Origin of the sequence: Caulobacter endophyticus (assembly GCF_029543245.1) — a bacterium.
GTDB classification, from domain to species: Bacteria; Pseudomonadota; Alphaproteobacteria; order Caulobacterales; family Caulobacteraceae; genus Caulobacter; species Caulobacter endophyticus_A.
Window position 1 is genome coordinate 129,275 of record NZ_JARQWV010000006.1, and the last position, 23,791, is coordinate 153,065.

The 23,791-nt window shown below is 69.0% G+C and carries 19 protein-coding genes; 5 read left to right on the forward strand and 14 right to left on the reverse strand.

Going from position 1 to position 23,791, the window contains the following annotated elements:
• Positions 1 to 1,139 precede the first annotated feature (1,139 nt).
• From P7A99_RS07710 to P7A99_RS07720, 3 genes are all read left to right on the forward strand, one after another.
• Positions 1,140 to 4,430, forward strand: coding sequence for a TonB-dependent receptor (locus P7A99_RS07710; protein WP_277793328.1), 3,291 nt, complete (start codon positions 1,140 to 1,142; stop codon positions 4,428 to 4,430).
• Positions 4,431 to 4,602: 172 nt separating this feature from the next.
• A complete protein-coding gene (locus P7A99_RS07715) occupies positions 4,603 to 5,583 on the forward strand; it encodes a sensor histidine kinase (protein WP_277793419.1) in 981 nt (326 codons plus the stop codon).
• A 112-nt stretch (positions 5,584 to 5,695) separates the two neighbouring features.
• Complete coding sequence (locus tag P7A99_RS07720) at positions 5,696 to 6,730, forward strand: P1 family peptidase (protein ID WP_277793329.1); 1,035 nt, start codon at positions 5,696 to 5,698, stop codon at positions 6,728 to 6,730.
• Here P7A99_RS07720 and P7A99_RS07725 read toward each other — a convergent pair.
• The 9 genes from P7A99_RS07725 to P7A99_RS07765 all read right to left on the reverse strand — a co-directional run bounded on the left by P7A99_RS07725 (position 6,682) and on the right by P7A99_RS07765 (position 15,226).
• On the reverse strand, positions 6,682 to 7,209 hold the full coding sequence (locus P7A99_RS07725; RefSeq protein WP_277793330.1) for a MarR family winged helix-turn-helix transcriptional regulator: 528 nt from the start codon (positions 7,207 to 7,209) through the stop codon (positions 6,682 to 6,684). The genes P7A99_RS07720 and P7A99_RS07725 overlap by 49 nt on opposite strands.
• Positions 7,210 to 7,422: 213 nt before the next feature.
• On the reverse strand, positions 7,423 to 8,301 hold the full coding sequence (locus P7A99_RS07730; protein WP_277793331.1) for a hypothetical protein: 879 nt from the start codon (positions 8,299 to 8,301) through the stop codon (positions 7,423 to 7,425).
• An 82-nt stretch (positions 8,302 to 8,383) separates the two neighbouring features.
• On the reverse strand, positions 8,384 to 8,623 hold the full coding sequence (locus tag P7A99_RS07735; RefSeq protein ID WP_101717683.1) for a hypothetical protein: 240 nt from the start codon (positions 8,621 to 8,623) through the stop codon (positions 8,384 to 8,386).
• Between the two features lie 31 nt (positions 8,624 to 8,654).
• On the reverse strand, positions 8,655 to 8,909 hold the full coding sequence (locus P7A99_RS07740; protein WP_101717660.1) for a DUF3297 family protein: 255 nt from the start codon (positions 8,907 to 8,909) through the stop codon (positions 8,655 to 8,657).
• Positions 8,910 to 9,004: 95 nt separating this feature from the next.
• The gene (locus tag P7A99_RS07745) at positions 9,005 to 10,420 is read right to left on the reverse strand and encodes a serine hydrolase domain-containing protein (protein WP_277793332.1); all 1,416 of its coding nucleotides are present in this window, start codon (positions 10,418 to 10,420) and stop codon (positions 9,005 to 9,007) included.
• A 69-nt stretch (positions 10,421 to 10,489) separates the two neighbouring features.
• The gene (parC, locus tag P7A99_RS07750; RefSeq protein ID WP_277793333.1) at positions 10,490 to 12,769 is read right to left on the reverse strand and encodes a DNA topoisomerase IV subunit A; all 2,280 of its coding nucleotides are present in this window, start codon (positions 12,767 to 12,769) and stop codon (positions 10,490 to 10,492) included.
• 76 nt (positions 12,770 to 12,845) lie between these two features.
• The gene (locus P7A99_RS07755) at positions 12,846 to 13,058 is read right to left on the reverse strand and encodes a hypothetical protein (RefSeq protein WP_109101161.1); all 213 of its coding nucleotides are present in this window, start codon (positions 13,056 to 13,058) and stop codon (positions 12,846 to 12,848) included.
• Positions 13,059 to 13,145: 87 nt separating this feature from the next.
• On the reverse strand, positions 13,146 to 14,558 hold the full coding sequence (locus P7A99_RS07760; RefSeq protein WP_277793334.1) for an ATP-binding protein: 1,413 nt from the start codon (positions 14,556 to 14,558) through the stop codon (positions 13,146 to 13,148).
• A gap of 2 nt (positions 14,559 to 14,560) precedes the next feature.
• Positions 14,561 to 15,226: a response regulator transcription factor gene (locus tag P7A99_RS07765; protein ID WP_058350497.1), complete on the reverse strand. Its 666-nt coding sequence runs from the start codon at positions 15,224 to 15,226 to the stop codon at positions 14,561 to 14,563.
• A 120-nt stretch (positions 15,227 to 15,346) separates the two neighbouring features.
• Here P7A99_RS07765 and P7A99_RS07770 point away from each other — a divergent pair, with 120 nt between their 5' ends.
• Entirely contained in the window at positions 15,347 to 18,157 is a 2,811-nt protein-coding gene (locus P7A99_RS07770; RefSeq protein ID WP_277793335.1) for a TonB-dependent receptor, read from the forward strand.
• A gap of 18 nt (positions 18,158 to 18,175) precedes the next feature.
• On the opposite strand, the gene recO is transcribed toward P7A99_RS07770, so the two are convergent.
• Entirely contained in the window at positions 18,176 to 18,910 is a 735-nt protein-coding gene (gene recO / locus P7A99_RS07775; RefSeq protein ID WP_277793336.1) for a DNA repair protein RecO, read from the reverse strand.
• A 13-nt stretch (positions 18,911 to 18,923) separates the two neighbouring features.
• Entirely contained in the window at positions 18,924 to 19,799 is an 876-nt protein-coding gene (locus P7A99_RS07780; RefSeq protein WP_277793337.1) for an arylamine N-acetyltransferase family protein, read from the reverse strand.
• Between the two features lie 157 nt (positions 19,800 to 19,956).
• On the opposite strand from P7A99_RS07780, the gene P7A99_RS07785 reads away from it, so the two are divergent.
• On the forward strand, positions 19,957 to 20,943 hold the full coding sequence (locus P7A99_RS07785; protein WP_277793338.1) for a hypothetical protein: 987 nt from the start codon (positions 19,957 to 19,959) through the stop codon (positions 20,941 to 20,943).
• On the opposite strand, the gene era is transcribed toward P7A99_RS07785, so the two are convergent.
• The 3 genes from era to lepB form a co-directional block, all read right to left on the reverse strand.
• On the reverse strand, positions 20,940 to 21,890 hold the full coding sequence (gene era / locus P7A99_RS07790; protein ID WP_058350501.1) for a GTPase Era: 951 nt from the start codon (positions 21,888 to 21,890) through the stop codon (positions 20,940 to 20,942). The two genes, P7A99_RS07785 and era, sit on opposite strands and share 4 nt — an antisense overlap.
• 151 nt (positions 21,891 to 22,041) lie before the next feature.
• The gene (gene rnc, locus P7A99_RS07795; RefSeq protein WP_277793339.1) at positions 22,042 to 22,746 is read right to left on the reverse strand and encodes a ribonuclease III; all 705 of its coding nucleotides are present in this window, start codon (positions 22,744 to 22,746) and stop codon (positions 22,042 to 22,044) included.
• Positions 22,747 to 22,750: 4 nt separating this feature from the next.
• Positions 22,751 to 23,608, reverse strand: coding sequence for a signal peptidase I (lepB, locus tag P7A99_RS07800; protein WP_277793340.1), 858 nt, complete (start codon positions 23,606 to 23,608; stop codon positions 22,751 to 22,753).
• Between the last annotated feature and the right edge of the window lie 183 nt (positions 23,609 to 23,791).

Consider the following 23,791-nt stretch of genomic DNA (forward strand, 5'->3'; position numbering starts at 1 on the left):
TGGATCCTCGCCACGAGGGCGAGGAAGGCGCTCTCTCAAGATCCTCCCCCTGAAGGGGGAGGTGGCCCGAAGGGCCGGAGGGGGAAGTGTCTGATGAGGTCGGTTTCCCGCACCTTCAGCCCACCACTCCCGCCTCCCTCGCCCCTGTGGCGAGGGCCCATGCCTGCGGCTGCTCAGACGGCGGCCGAACGCAAAAGGTCTGAGCAGGCTGAACGATGGATCCTCGCCACAAGGGCGAGGAAGGCGTGAGTTGGGTGGGCTCGGAAAGTGGCCCGGACGGGGATAGACGCAGCTCCATCCACGGCGAGTTCGCCAAAGAACCCAACCAATACAAAGCACTACAACTTTTTCGCCCAAACTTATCAGACGCACTGAAACCGCCCGCATAATCAAACCCGTCCCCGCCATGGGGAGGGCTCTTGGTACCGGCCCAAGCGTGGCGAGGACCGCATCGAGCGGGGCCGCTTGAAGCGTCGTGGGAAAAGGCGGGCTTGCAGGAGCGCTTACGAGGCGTGAATGGGCCGCCAAGCCGTCCACGGCGCAACGAGCGGGTCGACAGGGCCGGGATCGTTCAAACCGGCCTAACAGGATCAGCCGAGGCTCGCGCCGGATTACCGCGGAGCTATTGGTCCTGCCCGTCCGAGGGACAGCCGGATCCAGGGTTGAAACAGCACCCGCGCCTTCGGCCCTTCGGAATAACGATGCGGCGGAGCGGTCGACGAAGCCGAAACGCTAAACAAACAAACGGTCTCCGGGCTCCGCCCGGCCGCTCCGCGCCTCCCCGACCTAACGCGTGCGAACGCGGGAGCATGCGAAGTCGTGCCCCAAGATCCTCCCCCTGAAGGGGGAGGTGGCCCGGAGGGCCGGAGGGGGAAGTTCCTAGTGAGACAGCGAACGCCCCAAAGCCAGCAGTCACCTCCCCCGCAGTCGCTCCGCGACAGCTCCCCCCTCAGGGGGAGCAACGTTAGGCCGGAGGGGGTCACCCAGGGCTCCCGAAAACTGGGGCCGGCGCCACACTCGTCACACCGTCGCCACAAATTTTCGGTCGCCGAGTGGAGGTTTCCCCACGGTCCGCCGTCGAGGCGATTAGAACGTCGCGTCGAGGGGGCGCGGCGGAAGGGGATTTTTCGAACTTGTCCATGCGTAACACCCAACGCCGCCGGACCGTCCGCGGCCTGCTGCTGGCGTCGGCCGCCGTCCTGACCCTCGCCGGCCAGGCCATCGCCCAGGACGCGCGCCACACCTTCAACATCCCGTCGCAGGACGCGGTGTCGGCGCTGCAGACCTACGCCAAGCAGACCGGCAAGCAGGTGCTGTTCCCATACGAGGCCGCCGCCGGCCGCAAGACCCCCGCCGTGACCGGCGACCTGTCGGACGCCGAGGCGCTGAAGCGCCTGGCCGACGCCGCCGGCCTGACCGTCGCCTCGGACGACGGCAAGACCATCACCCTGCGCCCGGCGCAGGCCGCCCGCCCCCAGTCGGAAGCCGCCGCGACTGAAGCGGCTTCCGAACAAGTCGCCGAAGTCGAAGCCATCATCGTGGTCGGCAGCCAGATCGAAGGCGCCCGAACCACCGAAGCCCTCCCCGTCTCGGTCGTGACCGAGAAGGACATCATCGCCACCGGCGCCGTCTCGGGCGACGAACTGTTCCGCTCGATCCCGCAGGCCGGCGACGTGCAGTTCCAGGAAGCCCGCACCACCGGCAACCTGAACGACGCCCGCGGCGACGTCTCGTCGCTGAACCTGCGCAGCCTCGGCACCGGCAACACCCTGGCCCTGCTGAACGGCCGCCGCGCCGTGCTGCACCCGGGCACCCAGACCGAAAACCTGGTGCCGGTGCAGACCGTCAACACCAACGCCCTGCCCGTGGCCGGCGTCAAACGCGTCGAAGTGCTGCGTGACGGCGCCGGCGCCCTCTACGGCTCGGACGCCGTGGCCGGCGTGGTCAACACCGTGCTCGACACCAAGTTCCAGGGCCTGCGCGTCGAAGCCCAGGTCGGCGGCTCGGAAGGCGCCGGCTATCGCGAAGGCGCCGTCAACCTGAAGGCCGGCACGCGCCTGGAAGACGGCACGCGCCTGACCTTCTTCGGCTCGTACACCGCCCACAGCCGCATGATGGCCGACGAGCGCGACTACGCCGCCAGCGAAGACCACCGCGACCGCGTCGCCGGCACGCCCTGGGCCGGCAACACCAGCTTCGACAACCGCTCGACCTCCAGCCCCTGGGGTTCGTTCACGCTGATCCCGTCGTCGACCGCGCCCCGTCAGAACGGCGTGGCCCTGACCACCTCGGGCGTGTTCCACATCGAGCCGACGGCCAACACCGCCGCCGGCTGCAGCAGCGCCGTCCTGGCCGGCAGCCTCTGCATCAAGTCGGGCGTCATCACCGGCGCCGCCGACCGCGACCTGCGCTACGACGAGAACCCCCAGCGCACCCTCAAGGGCGGCCTGGAGCGGACCAACCTCTTCAGCACCGTCGAGCGCGACCTCGACAACGGCATGACCTTCTTCGGTGAAGCCGGCTACTATCACGCCCTGTTCACCGGCCAGCGCGAGCAGTCGGCCCCGATCTCGTCGGCCCCGATCAGCATCGCGGCCAACGCCTACTGGAACCCCTTCGGCGCCACCACCCTGGCCGACGGCAGCGCCAACCCCAACCGCCTGTCGGGCCTGACCGGCGTGGGCGCTTCGGGCGTGGCGATGAACATCACCACCTACCGCCCGGTGGACGCCGGTCCGCGCACCTACACCGTCACCGACGACAGCTACCGCCTGCTGGGCGGCCTGAAGGGCACGTTCGGCGACGGCTGGAAGTGGGAATCGGCCGGCCTCTACTCCTTCGCCCGAACGAAGGACAAGACGCACAACGCCATCAGCAGCACGCTCTTCCAGCAGGCTATCAACCGCACGGACTCGAGCGCCTACAACCCGTTCAATGGCGGTTCGCAGACCAACTGGTCGGGCGAGGACGGCACGCCCAACAGCCAGGCGACGATCAATTCGTTCCTGATCGACGTCTACCGCATCAGCGAAACCTCGCTGGCGATGTGGGACTTCAAGGTCTCCAAGAAGGACCTCTTCACCCTGCCGGGCGGCGACGTCGGCTTCGCCTCGGGCGTGGAAGTCCGCCGCGAGACCTACAAGGACGACCGTGACGACCGCCTGGACGGCACGACGACCTACACCAACAGCGTCACCGGCGTGACCTACAACAGCGACGTCCTGGGGGCCTCCGGTTCGCCGGACATCAAGGGCGACCGCGTCATCAGCTCGGCCTTCGCCGAACTGGCCGTGCCGATCATCTCGCCCGAGATGAACATCCCGTTCGTCGAGGAAGTCACCCTGCAACTGGCCGCCCGTGACGAGTACTATTCGGACTTCGGCAACGTGCTGAAGCCGAAGGGCGCCCTGCTCTGGAAGGTCGGCCAAGGCCTGTCGCTGCGCACCTCGGTCTCGCAGAGCTTCCGCGCGCCGAACCTGCCGCAGTTCTACAGCGAGGGCTCGACCGTCTCGAACGGCCGTCCCGACTACGCCTTCTGCCGGATCAACAACCCGACGGCCACCACCTGCGCCAGCACCTCGACGCTGGAAGTGCGCCAGGGCAACAAGGACCTGAAGCCGGAAGACGCCGACAACGCCTCGATCGGCTTCGTCTACCAGCCCAAGTTCATCCCGGTGGAATACGGCCGCCTGACCCTGACGACCGACTTCTGGTCGATCCGGGAAAAGAACGTCATCGGCATCCTGGGCGGCTACAACCAGATCGCCTACGACCTGCTGCTGCGCCAGCAGGGCAGCTTCAACCCCAACGTCGTGCGTGACGCCCCGGTCGGCACGAACACCGTCGGCGCCATCTCGTACATCAGCGACACCTACATGAACCTGCAGCCGCGCGTGGTTCAGGGCGTCGACTTCTCGCTGGCCTATGACCTGGACGACACCCCCTGGGGCGACTTCGGCTTCAACCTGAACGTGGCCAAGCTGACCAAGTACGACCAGTCGGCCAGCCCGATCGAGCAGATCCTGCAAGAGGCGATCGCCAGCGGCGCCCTGGCGGGCCTGACGGTCTCGTCGGCCGGCAGCCAGATCAAGATGGACGGCTTCCCGGAATTCCGCGGCACCGCCAGCTTCACCTGGCGCAAGGACGGCTGGGGCGCGGGCGCCTTCGTCAACTATGTCGGCGAGACCTACGACACCGGCCCCGCCCAGGTGAACGGCCAGTACTTCCCGATCTCGGACTGGACCACGGTCAGCCTGTACGGCCAGTACGCGTTCCAGAGCGGCCAGTTCGACGGCTCGACCCTGCGGGTCGGCGTGCGCAACATCGCCGACAAGGATCCGCCGGTCACCTCGAGCAACTTCGGTTACTCGGGCGCCCTGCACAACTCGACCGGTCGCTACTGGTACATGAACATCTCAAAGCGCTTCTGATCCGCGATCGGAGAATGACCAGGAAGGCCCGCCCGTCGCATGACGGGCGGGCTTTTCCGTATCCGGAGCAGGACACGGGGATTTGCCGTGACCCGAAAGTCTTTTTAGGAAATATTCTCGCCCACGGCGACGGAGGGTTCGACGCCGGACGAGTCGGGGCTCCTTGAAGAAGATGTCGCGGGCGAGCACGCCTCTTTCCGCTGGCTGGGGCTATGCCCTGGCGGCCGCCGCCGCGGGCGCGGCCTTCGGCGTGCGCCTGGCGCTCAACAGCTGGTTCCCGCCCGGCTTTCCGTACCTGACCTTCTTCCCCGCCATCGTCCTGACCGCCTATTTCGCGGGGCGCGGGCCGGGGATTCTGTGCGCGGCGCTGTCGGGCCTGTGCGCCTGGTACTTCTTCATCCCGCCGTACAACAGCTTCCACGTCGACTTCGCCACGACGGTGGCGATCACGTTCTACGTCTTCGTGGCGGCGGTCGACATCTTCTTCATCGACGGTATGCGCAAGGCCATGCGTAACCTGGCCCGCGAGCGCGAGGCCCAGGCGCAGCTGGCCCGCAGCCGCGACCTGCTCTATCGCGAAATGCACCACCGGGTGAGCAACAACCTTCAGATGGTCGGCGCCCTGCTGCGCCTGCAGTCGTCGGGCATGAAGGACGAGGACGCCCGTCACGCCCTGGTCGAGGCCGGCGGCCGCATCGAGACCATCGCCAAGATCCAGCGCCAGCTGCACGACCAGACCGGCGAGCCGACTCCGTTCCGGACCTTCGCCGAGGCCCTGCTGGACGACGCCGGCCAGGCCTTCGGGGTGCGCCACGCCGTCCGCGTGGAGGGCGGCGAGGATCCGCTGCATCCCGAACAGGCCACGCCCGTGACCCTGGTCATGCTCGAATGCTTCAACAACGCCCTGGAGCACGCCTTCGAAGCCGGCAGCGACGGCCGCATCGTCGTGGCGCTGGAGCAGGAAGGCGACAGCCACGTGCTGACCATCCGCGACAACGGCGCGGGCCCGCCGGCCGGGTTCGAGCCCGCCGCCTCGTCCAGCCTTGGCCTGCGCATCGTCCACGCCATGGCCCGCCAGCTGGGCGGCGCCTTCACCATGGCCCGCGTCGACGGCTGGACCGTCTGCCGCCTGAGCTACGCGCCGGCGGTTTAGGGACCGCTTTCGGTAGAGAGGGCGCCTCAGCGCCCGAAAAACCTCATCCTGAGCTTGTCGAAGGACGGGGTTTTCGTCTCAAACACGGGGGCGCTTTCATCGGAGCCCCGCCATGCCCCGTCCCGGTCCCCGCAACCTGATCACCGACGTCGAGGGCCTGCTGGTCGGCCACGCCCAGGACGAGGCCGTGCGGTCTGGCGTCACCGCCCTGCTCTGCCCCGACGCCTGGACGGCGGGCGTCGACGTGCGCGGCGGCGGACCGGGCACGCGCGAGACCGACGTGCTGCGGCCCGAGAACAACTTCAGCAAGGCCCATGCGATCTGCCTGTCGGGCGGCTCGGTGTTCGGCCTCGGCGCAGCCGACGGCGTCGTGGCGGCCCTGTCGGCGTCGGGACGCGGGATCCGGCTGGCCCCAACCTCGCCCGCCATCCCGATCGTGCCGGCGGCCGTGCTGCACGACCTCGGCAACGGCGGCGACAAGGACTGGGGCCTGGACCCGCCCTATCGCTGGCTCGGCATCGAGGCCGCGGCCGCCGCCGACAAGACCTTCGACCTCGGCGCGTTCGGCGCGGGCCTGGGTGCCATGGCCGGCCTGGCCAAGGGCGGTATCGGCAGCGCCTCGCTCGATCTGGGCGACGGCCTGGTGGTCGGCGCGCTGGCGGCGGTGAACCCGGTGGGCTCGGTGCGCATGGCCGACGGCGAGACCTTCTGGGCCTGGCCTTGGGAGATCGACGGCGAGTTCGGCGGCAGGCGACCCGCGCTCGACGCAGCCACGGAGGCGGAGCCGATCCCCGAGGATTCAAAACTCGCGGCGCTGGGACGCCTGCAGGCGGGCGCCAACACCACCCTGGCCGTGGTCGCCGTCACAGCCGACCTGACGACGGCAGAATGCACGCGGCTGGCGATGATGGCCCAGGACGGCCTGGCGCGGGCCATTCGCCCCGTCCACACGCCCTTCGACGGCGATATCGTCTTCGCCCTGGCCTCGGGCGCTCAGAGCCTTGGCGAGGGTCCGGGCCGAGCCATAGCTCTGGCTCGGCTGGGCTCGGCGGCGGCCGACACCCTGGCGCGAGCCATTGCTCGCGGCGTCTATGAAGCTCAGTCTTCGGAGACCGGTGGGACTTCCGGCGGCGCGTCCGCGCCGTAGAGCTGGACGGCGGCGGCTTCCAGGCGGCCCATCAGGCGCTTGAGAGTCGCCACCTCGCCCGGCGCTAGGCCCGCCAGCAGGGCCGCCTCATAGGCCAGGGCCAGCGGGCGGATCTCGGCGAACAGCCGGCGACCCGCGGCGGTCAGTTCCAGCGTGTGCGAGCGGCGGTCGGTGCGGTTGGTGATCCGGGCCACCAGGCGGCGCTCGACAAGGTCCTGGGCGGCGCGGCTGACGCGCACTTTGTCCATCGCGGTGCGAGCCACGGCCTGATGCTGGGTCAGCGGCCCCTCGATCAGGATCGACATCAGCCGCCACTGCGGGATCGACAGCCCGAAGCGGTCTTCGTAGGCGCGGGCGATCAGGCGGCTGACGGCGCTGGAGGCCGTCGCCAGGCGATACGGCACATAGTCCGAAAGCGACAGCTGTTCACTGGCGACGTCCGGCGAACCCGGCGTCAGGGATGAGACCGTCGCGGCCATGCCTGTTCCTTTCCTCCTGCTCCGGCCCGCGGCCCGCGAAGACGGAGCCGTCTCTACGCCGAATCACGCCCTGGCAACCCACCGCAGGCGCACCTCGATCTGGCGCCGCGATGAAAACGCTCTCAATCACCCGCCCTCAACCGTGGCGGAAAGCGGGCGTTTCGCCCGCGCCATGAGCATACGCACCTAACCGCGCCCAACCAAGCGGCGCCTTCAGTGACCGTGGCCGCCACCATGGCCGTCGTCGCGCCCGTGGCCGGCCTTCGGCGCGGCCTCGGTATGGGTCAGCTGCTTCTGGCAGCGCTCCAGCAAGCGAAGGTTGTCGGGGCTGTTCCAGACGTCGGCGAACTCGACCACGGCCAGGCGCAGGCGGCGCATGTGCTCGCTCCACTCCAGCGGCGGCTCGGGCTTGTGCTCGTCCTCGTGGCCCTTGCCGTGACCGCCGGCCCCACAGGTGCAGGCGTGGGGCTGGGGCGCGGGCGCGGAGGCCGCAGCCGGGGCTGGCGCGCAGTTGGCGTTGACGATGACGGTCTGCTTGCTGCTGATCTTCACCTGCGGCGTAGCCAGCGCCAACCCACCGATGGTGACCGGCACGCAGCAGATCACGCACTGGCAGGGCGCGGGAGCCTTGCAGACGGCAGGCGGCGCGGGCTCGGCCTCATGGCCATGCTTGCTCTCCGCCTTGGCCTCGTGGCCGCAGGTGCAGGGCTTGGAAGCCTTGGGCTCGTGCTTGGCCTCAGGCTTGGGGAACTGGCCCAGGCAGGCCTTCTCCAGGCTCTTGAGCGCCTTGCCGCAGGCGGCGAACTCGATCAGCGCCCCGACCCTGGCCTCGACCTCGGCGACGAGCTCCTCGGCCCGCCGCAGCAGTTCGCCCGTCGGCGCGCTGGTGGCGGCCACGCAGCGGGCCAGGATCGCCTTGTGAATGGTCTTGGGCACGTCGCGCCAGCGCTCGTCCCTGCCCTTGCGGCCCGTGAAGCGCCCCGCGCAGAAGGCCAGGGCCGCGACGGCCAGGGTGATCAGGGCGATGCCGGCCAGCAGGGTCGGATCGAAGATCGGCACCGGCGTCTCGACCGGAAACTCGGATTGATACACCCCACCCCTCCCGCGCGCGCCGTTCAACGATCAGCGTTACGGTTAACGCATACGCGTGACGCTTGCACGGTGAAGGTTGGGATCAGCGGCGGGAAATCACGCCGCGGGCGCGGGCACCCTGGTCATAGCGGGTCTCGCCGCCATAGACGGCGACTTCGCACAGGATGTCGCCGCCTTCCTGGGCGGCCCACAGGTAGTTGCGCTCGACCTCGACATTGCGGCCGGCGGGCGAAATGCCGTCGAAGGTGTCTCCCCAGGGAATCACCTTCGACAGCTCGCGCCAGGACAGGGTCATGGCCCGCGACAGCTCGTCGTCGGCCATGGCCTGCAGGTCGGGATCGCTCACGCGCGTCCTACTCGGCCGAGGTTTCGGCGTCGCGGAAGTACGGCACGACCTCGCCTTGCAGCTTGATGGTCATGGCGTTGCCCTTGCGGTCGACGGTCTTGCCGGCGGTCACGCGCACCCAGCCTTCGCTGACGCAGTATTCGTCGACATTGGTCTTCTCGACGCCCTTGAAGCGGATGCCGACGCCGCGCTCGAGCGCTTCGGCGTCGTAGTACGGGCTGTCGGGATTGGCGGACAGGCGGTCGGGAGGCGTATCGCTCATCGGGTCGGCTTTCGAAATCTTGGGGCGGGACGGCCCGCCGAAGCGGGCGTGATAGCGAGGAAAGACGGGAAATCCAAGCGCTTGGGGTCAAAGCCTCAGCGGATGGAGGGCGCGCGTCCGCTGGGAGCGGCCTTGGCAGGGGCCGGCGGGGTATGAGGCGGCGTGTTGGCGGCCTGGCGGACCGGCGGCTTTTCCAGCGCCTGATAGACCCACTTGCGGGTCTCGGCGTCGAGGCCTGGCCCCACGCCACCCAGACGCTGGATCATGCCGACGAAGAAGAGGTCGTTGGCCGGGTCGATCCAGAACCAGGTGCCGGCGCTGCCGCCCCAGCTGATGGTGCCCGGCCCCACGGGCGCGCCGGAAGCCGCCGGGTCGACGGCCACCGCGACATCGAGGCCGTAGCCCATGCCCAGCGCGAACGGGAAAGGCTTCTGCTGACCTGGCTTTAGCACGCCGGAGGTGCCGTCCGTGGTCACCTGGAAGCTGGGCGGCAGGTGATTGAGCCGCATCATCGCCACCGTCTCCGGCTCGAGGATGCGCACGCCGTCGAGATCGCCGCCATTGAGGATCATCTGGGCGAAGCGGGCGAAATCGCCGGCCGTCGACAAAAGGCCGCCGCCGCCGGACGGCGCCGGGGGCGGTCGGGTGACGTCGCGCCAGCCGCCCTCGACGGCGGGCGCGAGCTTTCCGGTCGCCGGATCGGTATCGTAGATCGCCGCCAGCCTGGCGACCTTGTCGGCCGGAACCCAGAAGCCGGTGTCCTTCATCTTCAGCGGCTTGAAGATGCGCTGCTGCATGAACACCGGCAGGGCCTGGCCCGACAGGCGTTCGACGATCAGGCCCTGGATGTCGGCCGCGACGCTGTAGCGCCACAGCTTGCCGGGCTCGGCGTACATCGGCAGGCCGGCGATCTTCTGCACCATCGAAAACAGCGAGTCCGACTGCAGCACGCCCGCCCGGTAATAGGCCTGGTCGGCCTGGCTGCCCGGGTCGTCGGCGATGCCGTAGGCGAAGCCCGCCGTGTGGGTCATCAGCTCGCGCATGGTCGGCGGGCGGCTGATCGGCGACAGGATCGGCCGGCCCGAGGCGTCGACGCCGCTCGCGACGCGCAGGTTCTCGAACTCGGGAATGAACTTGGTGACCGGATCGTCCAGCTTCCAGCGACCCTCGTCATAGAGGATCAGCATGGCCACGCCCGTGACCGGCTTGGTCTCCGAACGGATGCGGAAGATGGCGTCGGCCGGCATGGGTTCGGGCAGGTCCAGCGCACGCTTGCCGTAGGTCGTCTGGCTGACCACCCTGCCGTGGCGGGCCAGCAGCGTCACGCCGCCGGCGATCTGGCCCTGATCGACCAGGCGCTGCATGGTCTCGTCGACCCGCTTGAGCTTCTCGGACGAGAACCCCACCGCCTCGGGCTTGGCGCGCGGCAAGGCGCTCGCCACGCCCGGATGGGCGGCGGTCAGGCCCAGGAACCCGGCCAGGGCCCCGACGGACTTGCGCCACAAGCTCATAAGTCGACTTTTCTCTCAGAGGGTTGGCGAGAGCATGGCGCCGCACGCGCCGGCTCCCGCCATATCACATCACTTGGGACGGAAGCGCTTCTGGGTCGGGAAGCCCTTGGGCGCCAGCTTGCCCGCGCCGGCCCGGCGGCCGACGAAGGTTTGCCAGTCGGTCCATTCGCGACGGCGCAGGGCCGTATCGATCCAGTAGGCGCCGGTCTCGGCGTTGAACGACAGGCCGTCGCGCAGACCGCCCTCGCGGTAGGCCTGCAGCTTGACGCCCTTGCCGCGCGGCATTTCCGGCAGCTCTTCCAGCGGGAAGATCAGGATCTTGCCGTTGTCGCCCACCACGGCCAGCTGGTCGCCGACGGCTTCCAGGCAGAAGGCCGCGCCCGAGGCGTCGACAGTCAGCACCTGCTTGCCCGCCTTGCGGTTGGCCAGGGCCTCCTCTTCCGGCAGCAGGAAGCCGTAGCCCTGCTTGGAGGCCAGGATGCGCTTGCGCCCCGCCTTGAACGGGAAGACGTCGATGATCTTCACCTTGTCGTCGAGCTCGATCATCATCCGCACCGGCTCGCCGTGACCACGCGCCGACGGCAGGTTGGCGCAGCCGATCGTAAAGAAGCGGCCGTCCGAGGTGAACAGCAGCAGCTTGTCGGTGGTCTCAGCCGGAACCAGGAAGCCCAGCTTGTCGCCTTCCTTGAACTTCAGCTCGGACGGGTCGTCGATCTTGCCCTTGGCGGCGCGGATCCAGCCGCGCTCGGACAGGATGATCGTGATCGGCTCGCGCACGATCATCGCCTCGATGGCCGCTTCGGCGTCGACCACCGGAGCCACGTCGAACACCGAGCGGCCGGTCACGCCCGTCGGGCGCGGCTTGTCGAGCGGATGCTTGATCTTGATCAGCGAGGCGCGCACCTGGCGCAGGCCCGTGCCGACCAGGTCCCACTGCTTCTTGTCGCTGGCCAGCATGGCCAGGATGCCGTCGCGCTCTTCCACCAGTTCGGCGTGCTCGCGGCGGATCTCCATCTCCTCCAGCTTGGCCAGTTGGCGCAGGCGGGTGTTGAGGATGGCGTCGGCCTGGATGTCGCTGAGGGCGAAGGCCGCCATCAGCTTTTCCTTCGGCTTGTCCTCGTAACGGACGATGCGGATCACCTCGTCGAGATTGAGGTAGGCGATCAGCAGGCCGTCGAGGATGTGCAGGCGGGCTTCGATCTTGGCCAGGCGGTGGCGGGCCCGGCGGGTCAGCACCTCGCGGCGGTGGGCCAGGAAGGCCATCAGCGCCGACTTGATGCCCATCACGCCCGGCGTGCCGCGCGCGTCCAGCACGTTGATGTTGACCGAAAACCGGCTTTCCAGCGCCGAGAGCTTGAACAGGCTCTCCATCAGCACTTCGGGCTCGACGTTCTTGGACTTCGGCTCGAGCACCAGACGGATGTCCTCGGCGCTTTCGTCGCGGACGTCGCCCAGCAGGGCGGCCTTCTTGCTCTCGATCAGGTCGGCCAGCTGCTCGACCAGATCCGACTTCTTCACCTGATACGGGATCTCGGTGACGACGATCTGGTAGGTCCCGCGGCCGGTCTCCTCGCGTTCCCACTTGGCGCGGGTGCGGATGCCGCCGCGACCGGTCTCGTAGGTTTCGAGCAGGGACGCGGCCGGCTCGACGATGACGCCGCCGGTCGGGAAGTCCGGGCCCGGCACGCGTTCGAGGATGTCGGCGGTCGTGGCTTCGGGGTTGCTCAGCAGCAGCAGGCAGGCGTCGATCAGCTCGGCCGGATTGTGCGGCGGGATCGAGGTGGCCATGCCGACGGCGATGCCGGCCGAGCCGTTGGCCAGAAGGTTGGGGAAGCCCGACGGCAGGACCACCGGCTCCTCGTCCTGGCCGTCATAGGTCGGGCGGAAGTCGACCGCGTCCTCGTCGATGCCGTCGAGCAGAAGCGTCGCCGCCTCCGTCATCTTGCATTCGGTGTAACGCATGGCCGCGGCGTTATCGCCGTCGATATTGCCGAAGTTGCCCTGCCCCTCGACCAGCGGGATGCGCTGGGAGAAGTCCTGGGCCAGACGCACCAGGGCGTCGTAGATCGACTGGTCGCCGTGCGGGTGGAAGTTACCCATCACCTCGCCGACCACCTTGGCGCATTTGCGCGCGGCGGCCTCGGGGTTCAGGCGCATGTTGCTCATGGCGTAGAGCACGCGACGGTGCACCGGCTTCATGCCGTCGCGGACGTCGGGCAGCGCCCGCGAGCCGATGGTCGACAGCGCATAGGCCAGATAGCGCTTGGACAGCGCTTCGGTCAGCGGCTCTTCGAGGATGCGGTCGCCGTCGCCGGGACCGCCGGGGGGAGGAATGACGGGCTTGTTCATCAGTCAGATTCGTTTCGGCCCGTCAGCCTAGCAGATATGCGGCGCTCGATTCGAGGCGGCGACGGGTTTTTGCGCCTCAACCCGCGGCGGGCGCCCCAAGAAAGGCCCCGGCCCGCTCGACGAGGTCGATTACCGCCTCGCCTTGCCACACCTCGATCGTCTCGGCGCTGGCGTGGTCACGCAACAGCGACAAGGCGTGGCGCCGGTAGGCGTCCTCGGCCAGGTCCTGGATATCGACTGCGGTGGCGACCTGGTTTCCGGCCAAGCAGACGAACGTGTAGGTTTTCATTACAGCCCTCGCCGCGAGCTTAGCATGCCAAGCAGGGCTGTTGGTCGCCTGCCCGACCGATCACGGCATTGGGAACGTTCGTGTTTCTCAGCCCTCGGCGCTGCGGGCCGGCAGGGCCAGGGTCACGCGCAGGCCGCCGATCGGCGCCCGCCCCAGGGTCAGGGCGCCGTCGTGCAGTTCGGCCAGTTCCAGAGCGATCGGCAGGCCAAAGCCATGCCCCTGCCCGCGCTCGTCCAGGCGGCTGCCCGGCACCAGGGCGGCGGCGGCGGCCTCGTCCGTCAGGCCCGGACCGTCGTCGTCGATGTCGAGCACCACGCGGGCGCCCTCGCGGCGGCCCGTGACCCGCACCGTGCGCTCGGCGAACTTCCAGGCGTTGTCGAGCAGGTTGCCGGTCATCTCGTCGAAGTCCTGCGGGTCGCAGGCGACATGCAGGTCTTCGGCCACGTCGAGCTCGGCCCGCACGCCGGCGGCGGCGTGGATGCGCGACAGAGCCGCCACCAGGTCCTCAAGCCGCGACCTGACCGGCAAGGCAGGCCGCCCAGGCGCGCCCGGTGAGGCGGCGCGGGCGCGGCCCAGGTGATGGCCGATCGCCCCATCGATCTGGGCGATCAGGCTGGCCAGGCTGCCGTCGGGATCGCGTCCCGGCTCGGCCAGGCGCACGGCCAGGGTCGCCAGCGGGGTCTTCAGACCATGGGCCAGGTTTGAGACGTGGCTGCGCGCCTTGGCCAGCGCCTGCTCGTTGTGGTCCAGCAGGGCGTTGAGCTCGGCGACGACCGGCTGCAGCTCGCGCGGCTGCTTGTCGTCGATGCGGCGCTGCTCGCCCGCACGCACGGCCGCCAGCGACGACCCAAGCTTGCGCAGCGGTCGCAGGCCCAGTTCCAGCTGACCGATCATCGCCGCCAGCAAGCCGACGCCCAGCACGCCCAGCGACAGCAGCAACGGCCGCAGGCCCTCGTCGCGCATGCGGTCGCGGATGTAGCGCGGCGCCCCGGCGGTGACCGTCACCGGTCCGCGGCTGGTGCTGATGGTCAGGGTGCGGAAATAGAAGCTCTCATTCCAGCCGCTGCGCGAGCGCCAGCGGCGCGACTCCTTCAGCGGCGCGGTCGGCGGCTTGTCGGGACGCATCTCGCGCTGGGGCATGCGGTCCCGGTCGCGGTCACGCTCCGGGCGCGGCCATGGCGGCGGCCCCTCCCCCTGCCTGGGCTCGACTGCGGCCACGGTCTGCGAGCGCAGCACGCCCGCCGGCCCCTTGACCACCCAGGCCCAGCCCGCGCCGCGACGGATGAACGGGCCGACCGACTGGATGCGATCCTGGTCGAGCGAGCCGTCGGACTTCACCGCCCGCGCCAGCACCGAGATCTGCGACTCCAGGCTGGCGTCGACGTTGCGGCGCACGAACTGGTCGAGGGTCGGACGGATGGTCAGGGCCGCCAGCACCACCGCCACGATGGTGAACAACACGCCGCTGATCAGCAGCCGGGCCCGGATGGAGTTCAGCATCCTCATGCCGCCCCCGCCGTCAGGCGATAGCCGCGGCCGCGCACGGTCTCGATCATCTCGTGGCCGATCTTGCGCCGCAGCCGACCGACGATGACCTCCAGCGAGTTGGAATCCCCGCCCGCGTCGCCTTCATAGGCCTGCTCCAGGATGTCCATCCGCTCGACCACCACCTCCTTGCGCAGGATCAGGCACGACAGCACCCGCCACTCGAAGCTGGTCAGCTTCAGCGGCATGCCGTCGAACTCGAACCCGCCCATCTGGGCGTCGAAGGTCAGGCGGCCGCAGACGATGCGCGGACCGTGGTGACCGGCCGAGCGCCGCACCAGGGCGCGCAGCCGCATGACCAGCTCCTCCACCCGGAACGGCTTGGTCAGGTAGTCGTCGGCCCCGGCCTTGAAGCCCTCGACCTTCTCGGTCCAGCCGTAGCGGGCGGTAAGGATCAGCACCGGCAGCGGGCGGTTCTGGGCGCGCCAGCCGCGCAACACCGAAAGGCCGTCCTGCTTGGGCAAGCCGAGGTCCAGCACGGCGGCGGCGTAGGTTTCGGTGGCGCCCAGGTGCGCGCCGGTCTCGCCGTCAGCGGCGATATCCACCGCGAACTGCTCTTCGCGCAGGGCCTGTGCAATGCTTTCGGCCAGCGGCGCGTCGTCTTCGACCAACAGGATGCGCATCCGCAATCCTTAGCCGACGAACCCAAACCGAACCTGAACCAGTTCGTTCAGGCTACGTCGAGGTTGCGTGCGTTACAGAGGCTGCAATCGAGGGATTCGGTTCGAGATTTGGGGATTGGAATGACGAGGAAGATGGCCCTCCTGGCGGGTCTGCTGGGCTGCATCACGCCGACGATGCTGCATGCCCAGGAAACGGCCGCGCCGACCCAGGCCCCGCGCCAGCCCGCCCAGCAGATCCCGTCCGACGCCGACCTCGACACCGAGGTCGAGGGCATCGTCGTCACCGGCCAGCGCCAGTACGGCGCGGTGCTGGGCGACATCCAGCCGGAAACCACCTTCAACGCCGCCGACGTGCGCTCGCTGGGCGTCAGCTCGGTGACCGAGCTGCTGTCGGAACTGTCGGCCCAGACCGCCAGCGCCGGCGGCGGCGCGCCCGTCACCCTGCTGAACGGCCGCCGCATCTCGGGCATGGGCGAGATCCGCGACATCCCCACCGAAGCCATCCAGCGGGTCGAGATCCTGCCCGAGGAAGTGGCCCTGAAGTACGGCTACTCGGCCGACCAGAAGGTGGTGAACATCGTGCTGCGCCAGCGCTTCCGCGCCCGCACCGGCGAGATCAGCGTCGCCTCGCCCACCGACGGCGGCCAAACCACCGAGCAGTTCGATTCCAGCACCCTGCGCCTCAACCGCCAGGGCCGCCTGAACACCGCCTTCAAGTACGCCCACAGCGACAAGCTGCTCGAAAGCGACCGCGACATCATCTCGCGCGGGGCCAGCGACAACTATGTCGGCGACCTGACGCCCTACCGCACCCTGCGGCCGCGCACCGACAGCCTGTCGTACAACGGTGTCTACAACCGCATTCTTGAGAACGGGATCTCGGCCACGGTCAACGGCAGCCTGTCCTACGACCAGAGCCAATCGCTGTCGGGCCTGGCGCGGGCGCAGCTGGACGTGCCGGCGGCCAGCCCCTTCTCGCTGTCGGGCGCCGACGAGACCGTCTACCGCTACCTGACCGACCTTGGCGCCATGGAGCAGTGGAGCCGGTCCTGGAACGCCCACGGCGGCTTCACCCTCGACGGCTCGATGAAGTCGTGGCGCTGGAACCTGACCGGCAACTACGACCACGACGAAAGCCGCACCAGCACCGATCGCGCGCCCCGTGTCACAGACCTGAACGACCGGCTCGAAGACCTGGACCCGACGTTCGACCCGCGCGCGGGCCTGCCCACCGGCAGCTTCCTGAAGGATCGCGCCAGTTCGACCAGCGACACCCTCAACACCCAGCTGGTGATGAACGGCGCGCTGACGCGCCTGCCGGCGGGCGACATCTCCAGCAGCATCAAGCTGGGAGCCGAAGGCGCCTGGGTCGACTCCTGGTCACGGCGCAATGGCGCCGAGGTCGCCACCGAAAGCAGCACCGACCTGTCGCGCGGGACGGCCAGCGGCCAGGTCAGCTTCGACGTGCCGATCACCAGCCGCAAGAACAACTTCATGGCCAAGGTCGGCGACCTGTCGGCCAATCTCAACCTGTCGGCCAACCAGCTTTCCGACTTCGGGACGCTGACCTCGGTGGGCTACGGGCTCAACTGGTCGCCGCTCAAGCCGATCAGCTTCATCGTCTCGGTGAACAACCAGGAGACCGCGCCCAGCATGTCGCAACTGGGCGGCGCCCAGGTCACGACCCTGGACGTGACCACCTTCGACTATGTCCGCGGCGAAAGCGTGCTGATTTCGCGCCTGACCGGCGGCAACCCCGACCTGAAGGCCGAGGAAAAGAACGTCGTCAGGCTGGGCTTCACCCTCAAGCCGCCGGTCGTCGAAGGGCTGTCGATCAACGCCAGCTACATGCGCACCCGCACCGACAACCCGATCTCGTCCTTCCCCAGCGCCACGGCCGCCACCGAGGACGCCTTCCCCGACCGCTTCGTGCGTGACGAGGACGGCCGCCTTGTCCGCATCGACGCCCGCCCGGTGAACTTCGCCAAGCGCGAAAGCGACCAGATCCGCTGGGGCTTCAACTACAGCCGCCAGATCGGCAAGACCCCGCCCCGCCCCACCCCGACGCCCGAGGAGATGCAGCGCTGGCGCGAACGCCAGGGCGGCGAAGGCCGGGGCGAAGGCCGCCGCGGCCAGGACGGCCAGGCGGCGAGCGGCCAGCAGGCTCAAGCCCAGACGGCTCAAGGCCAGACCCAAACCACGGAAGGCGCCCAGCCTCCGGGCATGGAGCTGCTGCAAGGCGCCATGCGCCAAGGCGGCGAGCGTCGCGGCGGTGATCAGCCCGCAAGCGGCGACAACGCCCAGCCGCCCTCCGACGGTCCGCGTCCGGGCGGCGACCAAGGCGGCCCCGGCGGCGGCTTTGGCGGTCCCGGCGGCCCTGGCGGCGGTTTCGGCGGCCGTGGTCCCGGCGGCTTTGGCGGCCCGCCCCCCGGCCTCGGCGCCGCGCGCCTGCAACTGGCCCTCTTCCACACCGTGCGCCTGCGCGACCGGATCTACATCACCGACGGCGGAAACCCGCTCGACCTGCTGGACGGCGACGCCCTGGGCAACAGCGGCGGCTCGCCCCGCAACGAGCTCGAGGCCCAGCTCGGCTTCACCAAGCAGGGGATGGGCGCGCGCCTGACCGCCAACTGGAAGGAAGCCACCGAGGTCACCGGCGGAACCACCGGCAGCTCGACGGGCACGCTGAAGTTCTCCGACCTGACGACGGTGAACCTGCGCCTGTTCGCCAACCTCGGCGCCCGCCGCGAGCTGGTGGCCAAGTATCCGGTGCTGCGCGGCACGCGGGTGACCTTCGGCGTCACCAACCTGTTCGACGAGAAGCAGCAGGTGCGCAACGCCGCCGGCGGCACGCCGATCACCTACCAGGAAGACTATCTGGATCCGCTGGGCCGCAGCGTGCGCCTGAGCGTGCGCAAGGTGTTCTTCTAAGCCTGGCCGGGGCGGCCTCTACAGCCGCCCCGCCTCGCCCAGCCGGTCCAGCAGCCACATGCGGGCCGGCGGCAGCGGCCGGTTCAGTGGTCCGAACACGAACTGCTCAAGGAAGTGGCCGGTGATGTCGAGACCGGCCTTCACGTCGCCGTCGGAAAGCCCTCCCTGCGACGACAGCAGGAACGGCGGCAGCGGCAAGAGCTTGTCCTGATAGGGCGCGCCGGCCTTGCGGCTCACCGCCCGCCCCGTGCGCGGACTGACATAGATCAGATCGTCGACGTCGCCGGTGGCCGCGCACTTTGACAGGTCCAGGCCAAAACCCAGGTCCTGCAACAACCCCGCCTCATAGCGCACATAGACCGCCGGCCAGATGTCGGGGATCTCCAGCACCCGGATCAGGGTCTCCAGCGCCAGGAACGCGCCCGGATGCGGCTCACGCTCGGGCAAGGCCCCAGCGGCGACGGCCGCGGCCGATTGAAGGCCGGCCAGGGCCAGGCGATCGTCGAACAAGGACGACGGCCCCTTGCCCATCGGCTCCAGCTGCGCCGAGCCCATCTGGTCGGCGACCCGGGCGCGATAGCGGGTGATGACCCGCGCGCCCGCCTGCAGGAACGGCTTCATCCGCCGCGAGGCCGCGCCGGCCACGTGGGCGACGAACTTGCCCCGGTCCTGGGTCAGCAGTTCGACGATGGCGCCGGTCTCGCCGTGCGCCCGCGCCGACAGTACGAAGGCGTCGTCCTCCCACTCCGTCATCGCGGCGGCTCCACTAAGACGGCGTTCCCCAGGCCACGACCTTCTCCAGCACCGGACGCCAGTCGGGCTGGACCGGCAAGCCGATGATGTCGCGCAGGATCGTTTCCAGCTCGTCGACCGACAGGTCGCGCTGCTCGACCAGGGCGCCGGTGGCGTCGCGGTGGGTCAGGCGATTGTTCTTCAGGGCGTAGCGCGCCGTGGGCGTGGTGCGCCCGACCGTCATGCTCCAGGTGAAGTGCGAGCTTGCGTGGGTGTAGGTGAAGAAGTTGGCCTGCTCGTAGTCGACGCTCGCCCAAGCGCCCTGGGCGACCTGATAGAGCGGCGCCCAGCGGCCTGACAGGTCGGCCTGCACCTGGCGCTCGACCACGCCGTCCTGCGCGGCGTCGACGATGCGGAAGGCGCCGTTCGGGCTGTGCTGCTCGCCGTCGGCGAACAGGCGCAGCGGCGCGGTCAGCACGCAGCCGCCGAAGCCGGCGTCCGCCAGCCAGGTCTCGCCATCCAGCGTCACGCCCATAACCTGGTGCGAGCGCGGACGCGGCGGCGCGCCCTCCGGCGCCATCCACAGCACGCGGGCCATCAGCCCCTCGACCTCGAACCCTAGGGCGTCCAGCACGCGCTTGAGCAGACTGTTCTGTTCGTAGCAGTAGCCGCCGCGGCCCGCCCCGATCAGCTTGGCGTCGACATCGGCCGGAACGATGCTGATCCCCCGCCCCAGCAGCACGTCCAGGTTCTCGAACGGGATCGAGTCGGGGTGCTTCTGGCAGATCGCCTTGAGCACCCCGAGCGTCGGCGCGCGCGGGCCGTCATAGCCGATGCGCGCGAAATAGGCGTCGAGATCGACGACAGGCGTATCGGAGGACGAAGCGAGGGAGTGATCTGCGGGACGCAACGGATTGGCCTTCCATGGCTCTGGTCCGCTCAAAGGCTGCCCCAGGCCCGCGAAGTCAAGTCCGCCGGCTCGCCTCACAGGCGACCAGAAGTTGTGCCGAACAGCGACGCTTGCTAGCAGCGTGCAGGCGCCGCTGTCCGGCGCCGGGGGACACGCCATGACCGACGCCTTCACCGGATACGCGCCGCGCCGCCGGCCCAAGCCGCCGATCACCTGGCCGGCCTTCGCGATCGTCGCTCTCGCCGCTGCGGGCGGGGCCATCGCCTACGGCCAGGTCTATGGCCCGCAGTTTTCGTCCGGCTTCTCGTCAAGCGCCCTTACGGCCGCCTTCAACGCCGCGCTTATTCCGACCATCCTCGGAACGCTGGCGTTCTGGTGCCTTCTCTATTTCGGCTATGTGCGCTGGAAGCACGAGGCCCGCGGCCCGGCCTATTTCAACGGCCTGCTGGCGATCATCTTCCTCTGCCTCTTCCTCAGCCCCTTCGCCCGGCATCAGGTCGAGGTCTACAAGGCCGGCGACGTGAAGGGCATGGAAGCGGCCGTGGCCAAGGTCAATGCGCGCTCGCTCGCCGAGGAGCAGGCCGCGCGGGCCGACCTGACCAAGGCGCTGGACGCTTGCGCCCGTGAGATCCGGCTGGACCCGGAAGTGCTGCTGACGGCGGGCGACCGCCACGCCGCCCGCGAACGCATCACCGTCGCCCGCGAGGCCGCCAAGCTCTATCACGCCGGCTATCCCGAGCGCCTGGCCAAGGCCCGCGCCGCCTTCGTCGCCGCCGTCGGCCAGGCCGACGTGTCCGAAGAAGTCGCCGCCCGCAAGATCGCCACCTTCGACGACTCGGCGAAGCTCCAGGCGCATCGCAGCGCCAAGATCCAGGAGTGGGAACAGGCCCTGTTCGACGAGGCCGAGGCCGGCATCGCCGCCCTCAGCCGCTCGCCCTGGAGGCCCTATGGCGACCGCCAGCTGCTGTTCTCCAGCCGCGCCGACGGCGAGGCCTTCATCCTGGCCCAGCGCGAGGCCGGCGACCTGCGACTGAAGCTTCAGTCGCTGACGGCTGGCACGGCCGATGTGGTGATCACCGACCAGCCGCTGGTTCCCGCCCAGCACCAGCGCCGAGGCAGGCCCGTCGCCGACGTCTACGGCTAGACGTCGAAATCGAGGCCCATGTCGCTGAACAGGCCGCGTTCCTCGGCCCAGTTCTCCTTGACCTTCACGTGAAGGAAAAGGTGGACCTTGCGGTCGAGGATGTCCTGCAGCTCCTCGCGCGAGGCCTGGCCGATCCACTTCAACACCTGGCCGCCCTTGCCCAGGACGATGGCCCGCTGGCCCTCGCGCTCGACATAGATGGTCTGCTCGATGCGCGCGCTGCCGTCGGCGCGCTCCTCGAACGAGGTGGTCTCCACCGAGGCCGCGTAGGGCAGTTCCTCGTGGACGCGCAGATAGATCTTCTCGCGGGTGATCTCTGCGGCCAGCAGGCGGGCCGGCAGGTCGGCGGTCTGGTCTTCCGGATAGAGCCAGGGGCTTTCCGGCATCATCGAAGCCAGCTTGGCGGTCAGGTCGTCGACGCCCGCGCCGGTCTCGGCGCTGATCATGAAGACGTCGGTGTAGACGCCGGTGTCGAAGAAGTCCTTGGCGACGGCCAGCAGGGTGTCGCGCTTGATGCCGTCGATCTTGTTGAGCGCCAGGATCACCTTGCGGCCGCTCTCCTTGAGCGCCTCGATGATGGTCTGGACGTCCTGCACGGCGCGGTGCTCGGCCGGGGTGGCGTTGCGAGCGCGGTCGGCCAGCTCGGCCTGCACGTCGACGAGGTGGACGGTGACCTCGGCCTCTTCCGAACCGGCCCAGGCCGAACGGACCATGGCGCGGTCGAGACGCCGCCGCGGGCTGAAGATCCCGGGGGTGTCGACGAGGACGATCTGGGTGTCGCCGGCCAGGGCGACGCCACGCACGGGGAAGCGCGTCGTCTGCACCTTCTGGGTGACGATCGAGACCTTGGCCCCGACCATGCGGTTGACCAGGGTGGACTTGCCGGCGTTCGGCGCGCCGATGATGGCGGCGAACCCGGCGCGGGTATTGGAGGTGTTTTCAGTCATTGGGCGTGCGTGTAGCACAGCAGCGCCCAAAATCCTCCCCCTGAAGGGGGAAGTGTCGCCAGAGGCGACGGAGGGGGAAGCATCTTCCGCCTCAGCAACCGCTGCCCCCTCCGACCGCTTCGCGGCCACCTCCCCCATCAGGGGGAGGATTTCAGCCCGCCACCCGCTCAAGCAGCGCCTTGGCGGCGGCCTTCTCGGCCTCCTGGCGGGACTTGCCCTTGGCGATGGCCGGATCGACGTCCTTGACGCTTACCTCGACGGTGAACTCCGGCGCATGGTCGGGGCCCGTGCGGTCGAGCACGCGATAGCTCGGCAGCGGCCGACCCTTGCTCTGGGCCCATTCCTGCAGGGCGGTCTTGGGATCGCGCGGACGCCCCTGCCCGGCCCGATCGAACTCCTCCGACCACAGGTCGAGGAACACTCTGCGGGCCAGCTCCAGCCCGCCGTCCTGATAGAGGGCGGCCATCAAGGCCTCGCAGGCGCCGGCCAGGATCGATTCCGTCTCGCGGCCGCCGATCTTGCTCGACGAGGCCGACAGGCGCAGCGCCGGACCAAGGTCGGCGCCCTTGGCCACCCGGGCGCAGGTCTCGCGGCTGACCAGGGCGTTGAGGCGCGGAGCGAGCTCGCCCTCCTTGGCCTTGGGGAAGCGCTCGGAAAGCGCCTCGGCGGCCAGGAGACCCAGCACCCGGTCGCCGATGAACTCCAGCACCTCGTTGTCGCGCACCTTGGCCTTGGCGCCGTCGCCGACGCTGGCGTGGGTCAGCGCCCGCTCGAGCAGTTCACGGTCCTCGAACCGGTGACCGATCCGGCGCTCCAGGTCGCCGACGGCGGCGACCCGTCTGTCCTTCACGGCCATGATCTTACTTCAGCACGCGGAAGAAGCGGCTCGGGCGCGCGTCCATGAACCAGGTCCACGGTTTGAACAGGTGCGCATCGGCGTTCCACGACAGCAGGATGATCTGCGCCTTGCCGACCAGGTTTTCGGCCGGGACGAAGCCCACGCCGATGGCGTCGCCGGTGTACTGGTCGTTCTCGTAGTTCCACTTGCAGGTTCCCGAGTCCGTCTTGAACGGCGAGATGCCCGGGTTGAAGCGGCTGTCGGCCGAGTTGTCGCGGTTGTCGCCCATGAAGAAGTAGCAGCCTTCCGGAACCTCGTAGACGCCGGTGTTGTCGCCCTGCGTGTCCGGGCCCGCGTCGGCCTGGGTCAGGTAGGTGCGGCCCTCGGGCGTGGTTTCCTGGATGCGCTTCATCGGCTGGGTGAAGCCGTAGCCGCTGTCGACCAGCACGTCGGCCTGCTCCTGGCGCTTGACGGCCTGGCCGTTGATGTAGAGCGCACCGCCGCGGACCTGGATCTTGTCGCCAGGCAGGCCGACCAGGCGCTTGATGTAGTCGACATGGCCGTCGCGCGGCAGCTTGAAGACGATGATGTCGCCCCGCTTGGGCGCCGAACCGAAGATCCGGCCCTTGAACAGCGGCGGGCTGAACGGGATCGAGTGCTTCGAGTAGCCGTACGAGAACTTCGAGACGATGATGTAGTCGCCCTGATAGAGGTTGGGCTCCATCGAGGCCGACGGTATCGTGAACGGCTGGAACAGCAGCACGCGCAGCACCAGGGCGATGCCCAGCGCATAGGCCACGGTCTTTACGATCTCGATGAATTCGTTGACGGCGCCGCCCTTTTCTTCTTCGGGAGGCGTGGTCTCGACGGCTTCGGTCATGCGCGCGGGGCTCTTTGCGAATGGGGGTCGGGCGAGCCCGACAGGTCTTGCTAGACGCGGTTGTCGTCGCGGGCAAGCACCGCCGGCGATAGTGACGCTTCGTGGCGCCCGTTTGGCGCCGAGCGTCCGGCTCGCCTTAAAGATTATTCATTGGCCGCCGGGTTTGGCGAATGCTGTTCTCCC

Excerpts from the sequence above, each read along its gene's own strand:
- P7A99_RS07725 (WP_277793330.1), bottom strand. The coding sequence starts at position 7,209 with ATGGCCGCGACGGTCTCATCCCTGACGCCGGGTTCGCCGGACGTCGCC.
- P7A99_RS07765 (WP_058350497.1), bottom strand. The coding sequence starts at position 15,226 with ATGCGCATCCTGTTGGTCGAAGACGACGCGCCGCTGGCCGAAAGCATT.
- P7A99_RS07735 (WP_101717683.1), bottom strand. The coding sequence starts at position 8,623 with ATGGCCGACGACGAGCTGTCGCGGGCCATGACCCTGTCCTGGCGCGAG.
- rnc (WP_277793339.1), bottom strand. The coding sequence starts at position 22,746 with ATGGCCGTGAAGGACAGACGGGTCGCCGCCGTCGGCGACCTGGAGCGC.
- P7A99_RS07760 (WP_277793334.1), bottom strand. The coding sequence starts at position 14,558 with ATGCTGAACTCCATCCGGGCCCGGCTGCTGATCAGCGGCGTGTTGTTC.
- P7A99_RS07715 (WP_277793419.1), top strand. The coding sequence starts at position 4,603 with ATGTCGCGGGCGAGCACGCCTCTTTCCGCTGGCTGGGGCTATGCCCTG.
- P7A99_RS07745 (WP_277793332.1), bottom strand. The coding sequence starts at position 10,420 with ATGAGCTTGTGGCGCAAGTCCGTCGGGGCCCTGGCCGGGTTCCTGGGC.
- recO (WP_277793336.1), bottom strand. The coding sequence starts at position 18,910 with ATGACGGAGTGGGAGGACGACGCCTTCGTACTGTCGGCGCGGGCGCAC.
- P7A99_RS07740 (WP_101717660.1), bottom strand. The coding sequence starts at position 8,909 with ATGAGCGATACGCCTCCCGACCGCCTGTCCGCCAATCCCGACAGCCCG.
- P7A99_RS07755 (WP_109101161.1), bottom strand. The coding sequence starts at position 13,058 with ATGAAAACCTACACGTTCGTCTGCTTGGCCGGAAACCAGGTCGCCACC.
- parC (WP_277793333.1), bottom strand. The coding sequence starts at position 12,769 with ATGAACAAGCCCGTCATTCCTCCCCCCGGCGGTCCCGGCGACGGCGAC.
- P7A99_RS07720 (WP_277793329.1), top strand. The coding sequence starts at position 5,696 with ATGCCCCGTCCCGGTCCCCGCAACCTGATCACCGACGTCGAGGGCCTG.
- lepB (WP_277793340.1), bottom strand. The coding sequence starts at position 23,608 with ATGACCGAAGCCGTCGAGACCACGCCTCCCGAAGAAGAAAAGGGCGGC.
- P7A99_RS07785 (WP_277793338.1), top strand. The coding sequence starts at position 19,957 with ATGACCGACGCCTTCACCGGATACGCGCCGCGCCGCCGGCCCAAGCCG.
- P7A99_RS07710 (WP_277793328.1), top strand. The coding sequence starts at position 1,140 with ATGCGTAACACCCAACGCCGCCGGACCGTCCGCGGCCTGCTGCTGGCG.
- era (WP_058350501.1), bottom strand. The coding sequence starts at position 21,890 with ATGACTGAAAACACCTCCAATACCCGCGCCGGGTTCGCCGCCATCATC.
- P7A99_RS07770 (WP_277793335.1), top strand. The coding sequence starts at position 15,347 with ATGACGAGGAAGATGGCCCTCCTGGCGGGTCTGCTGGGCTGCATCACG.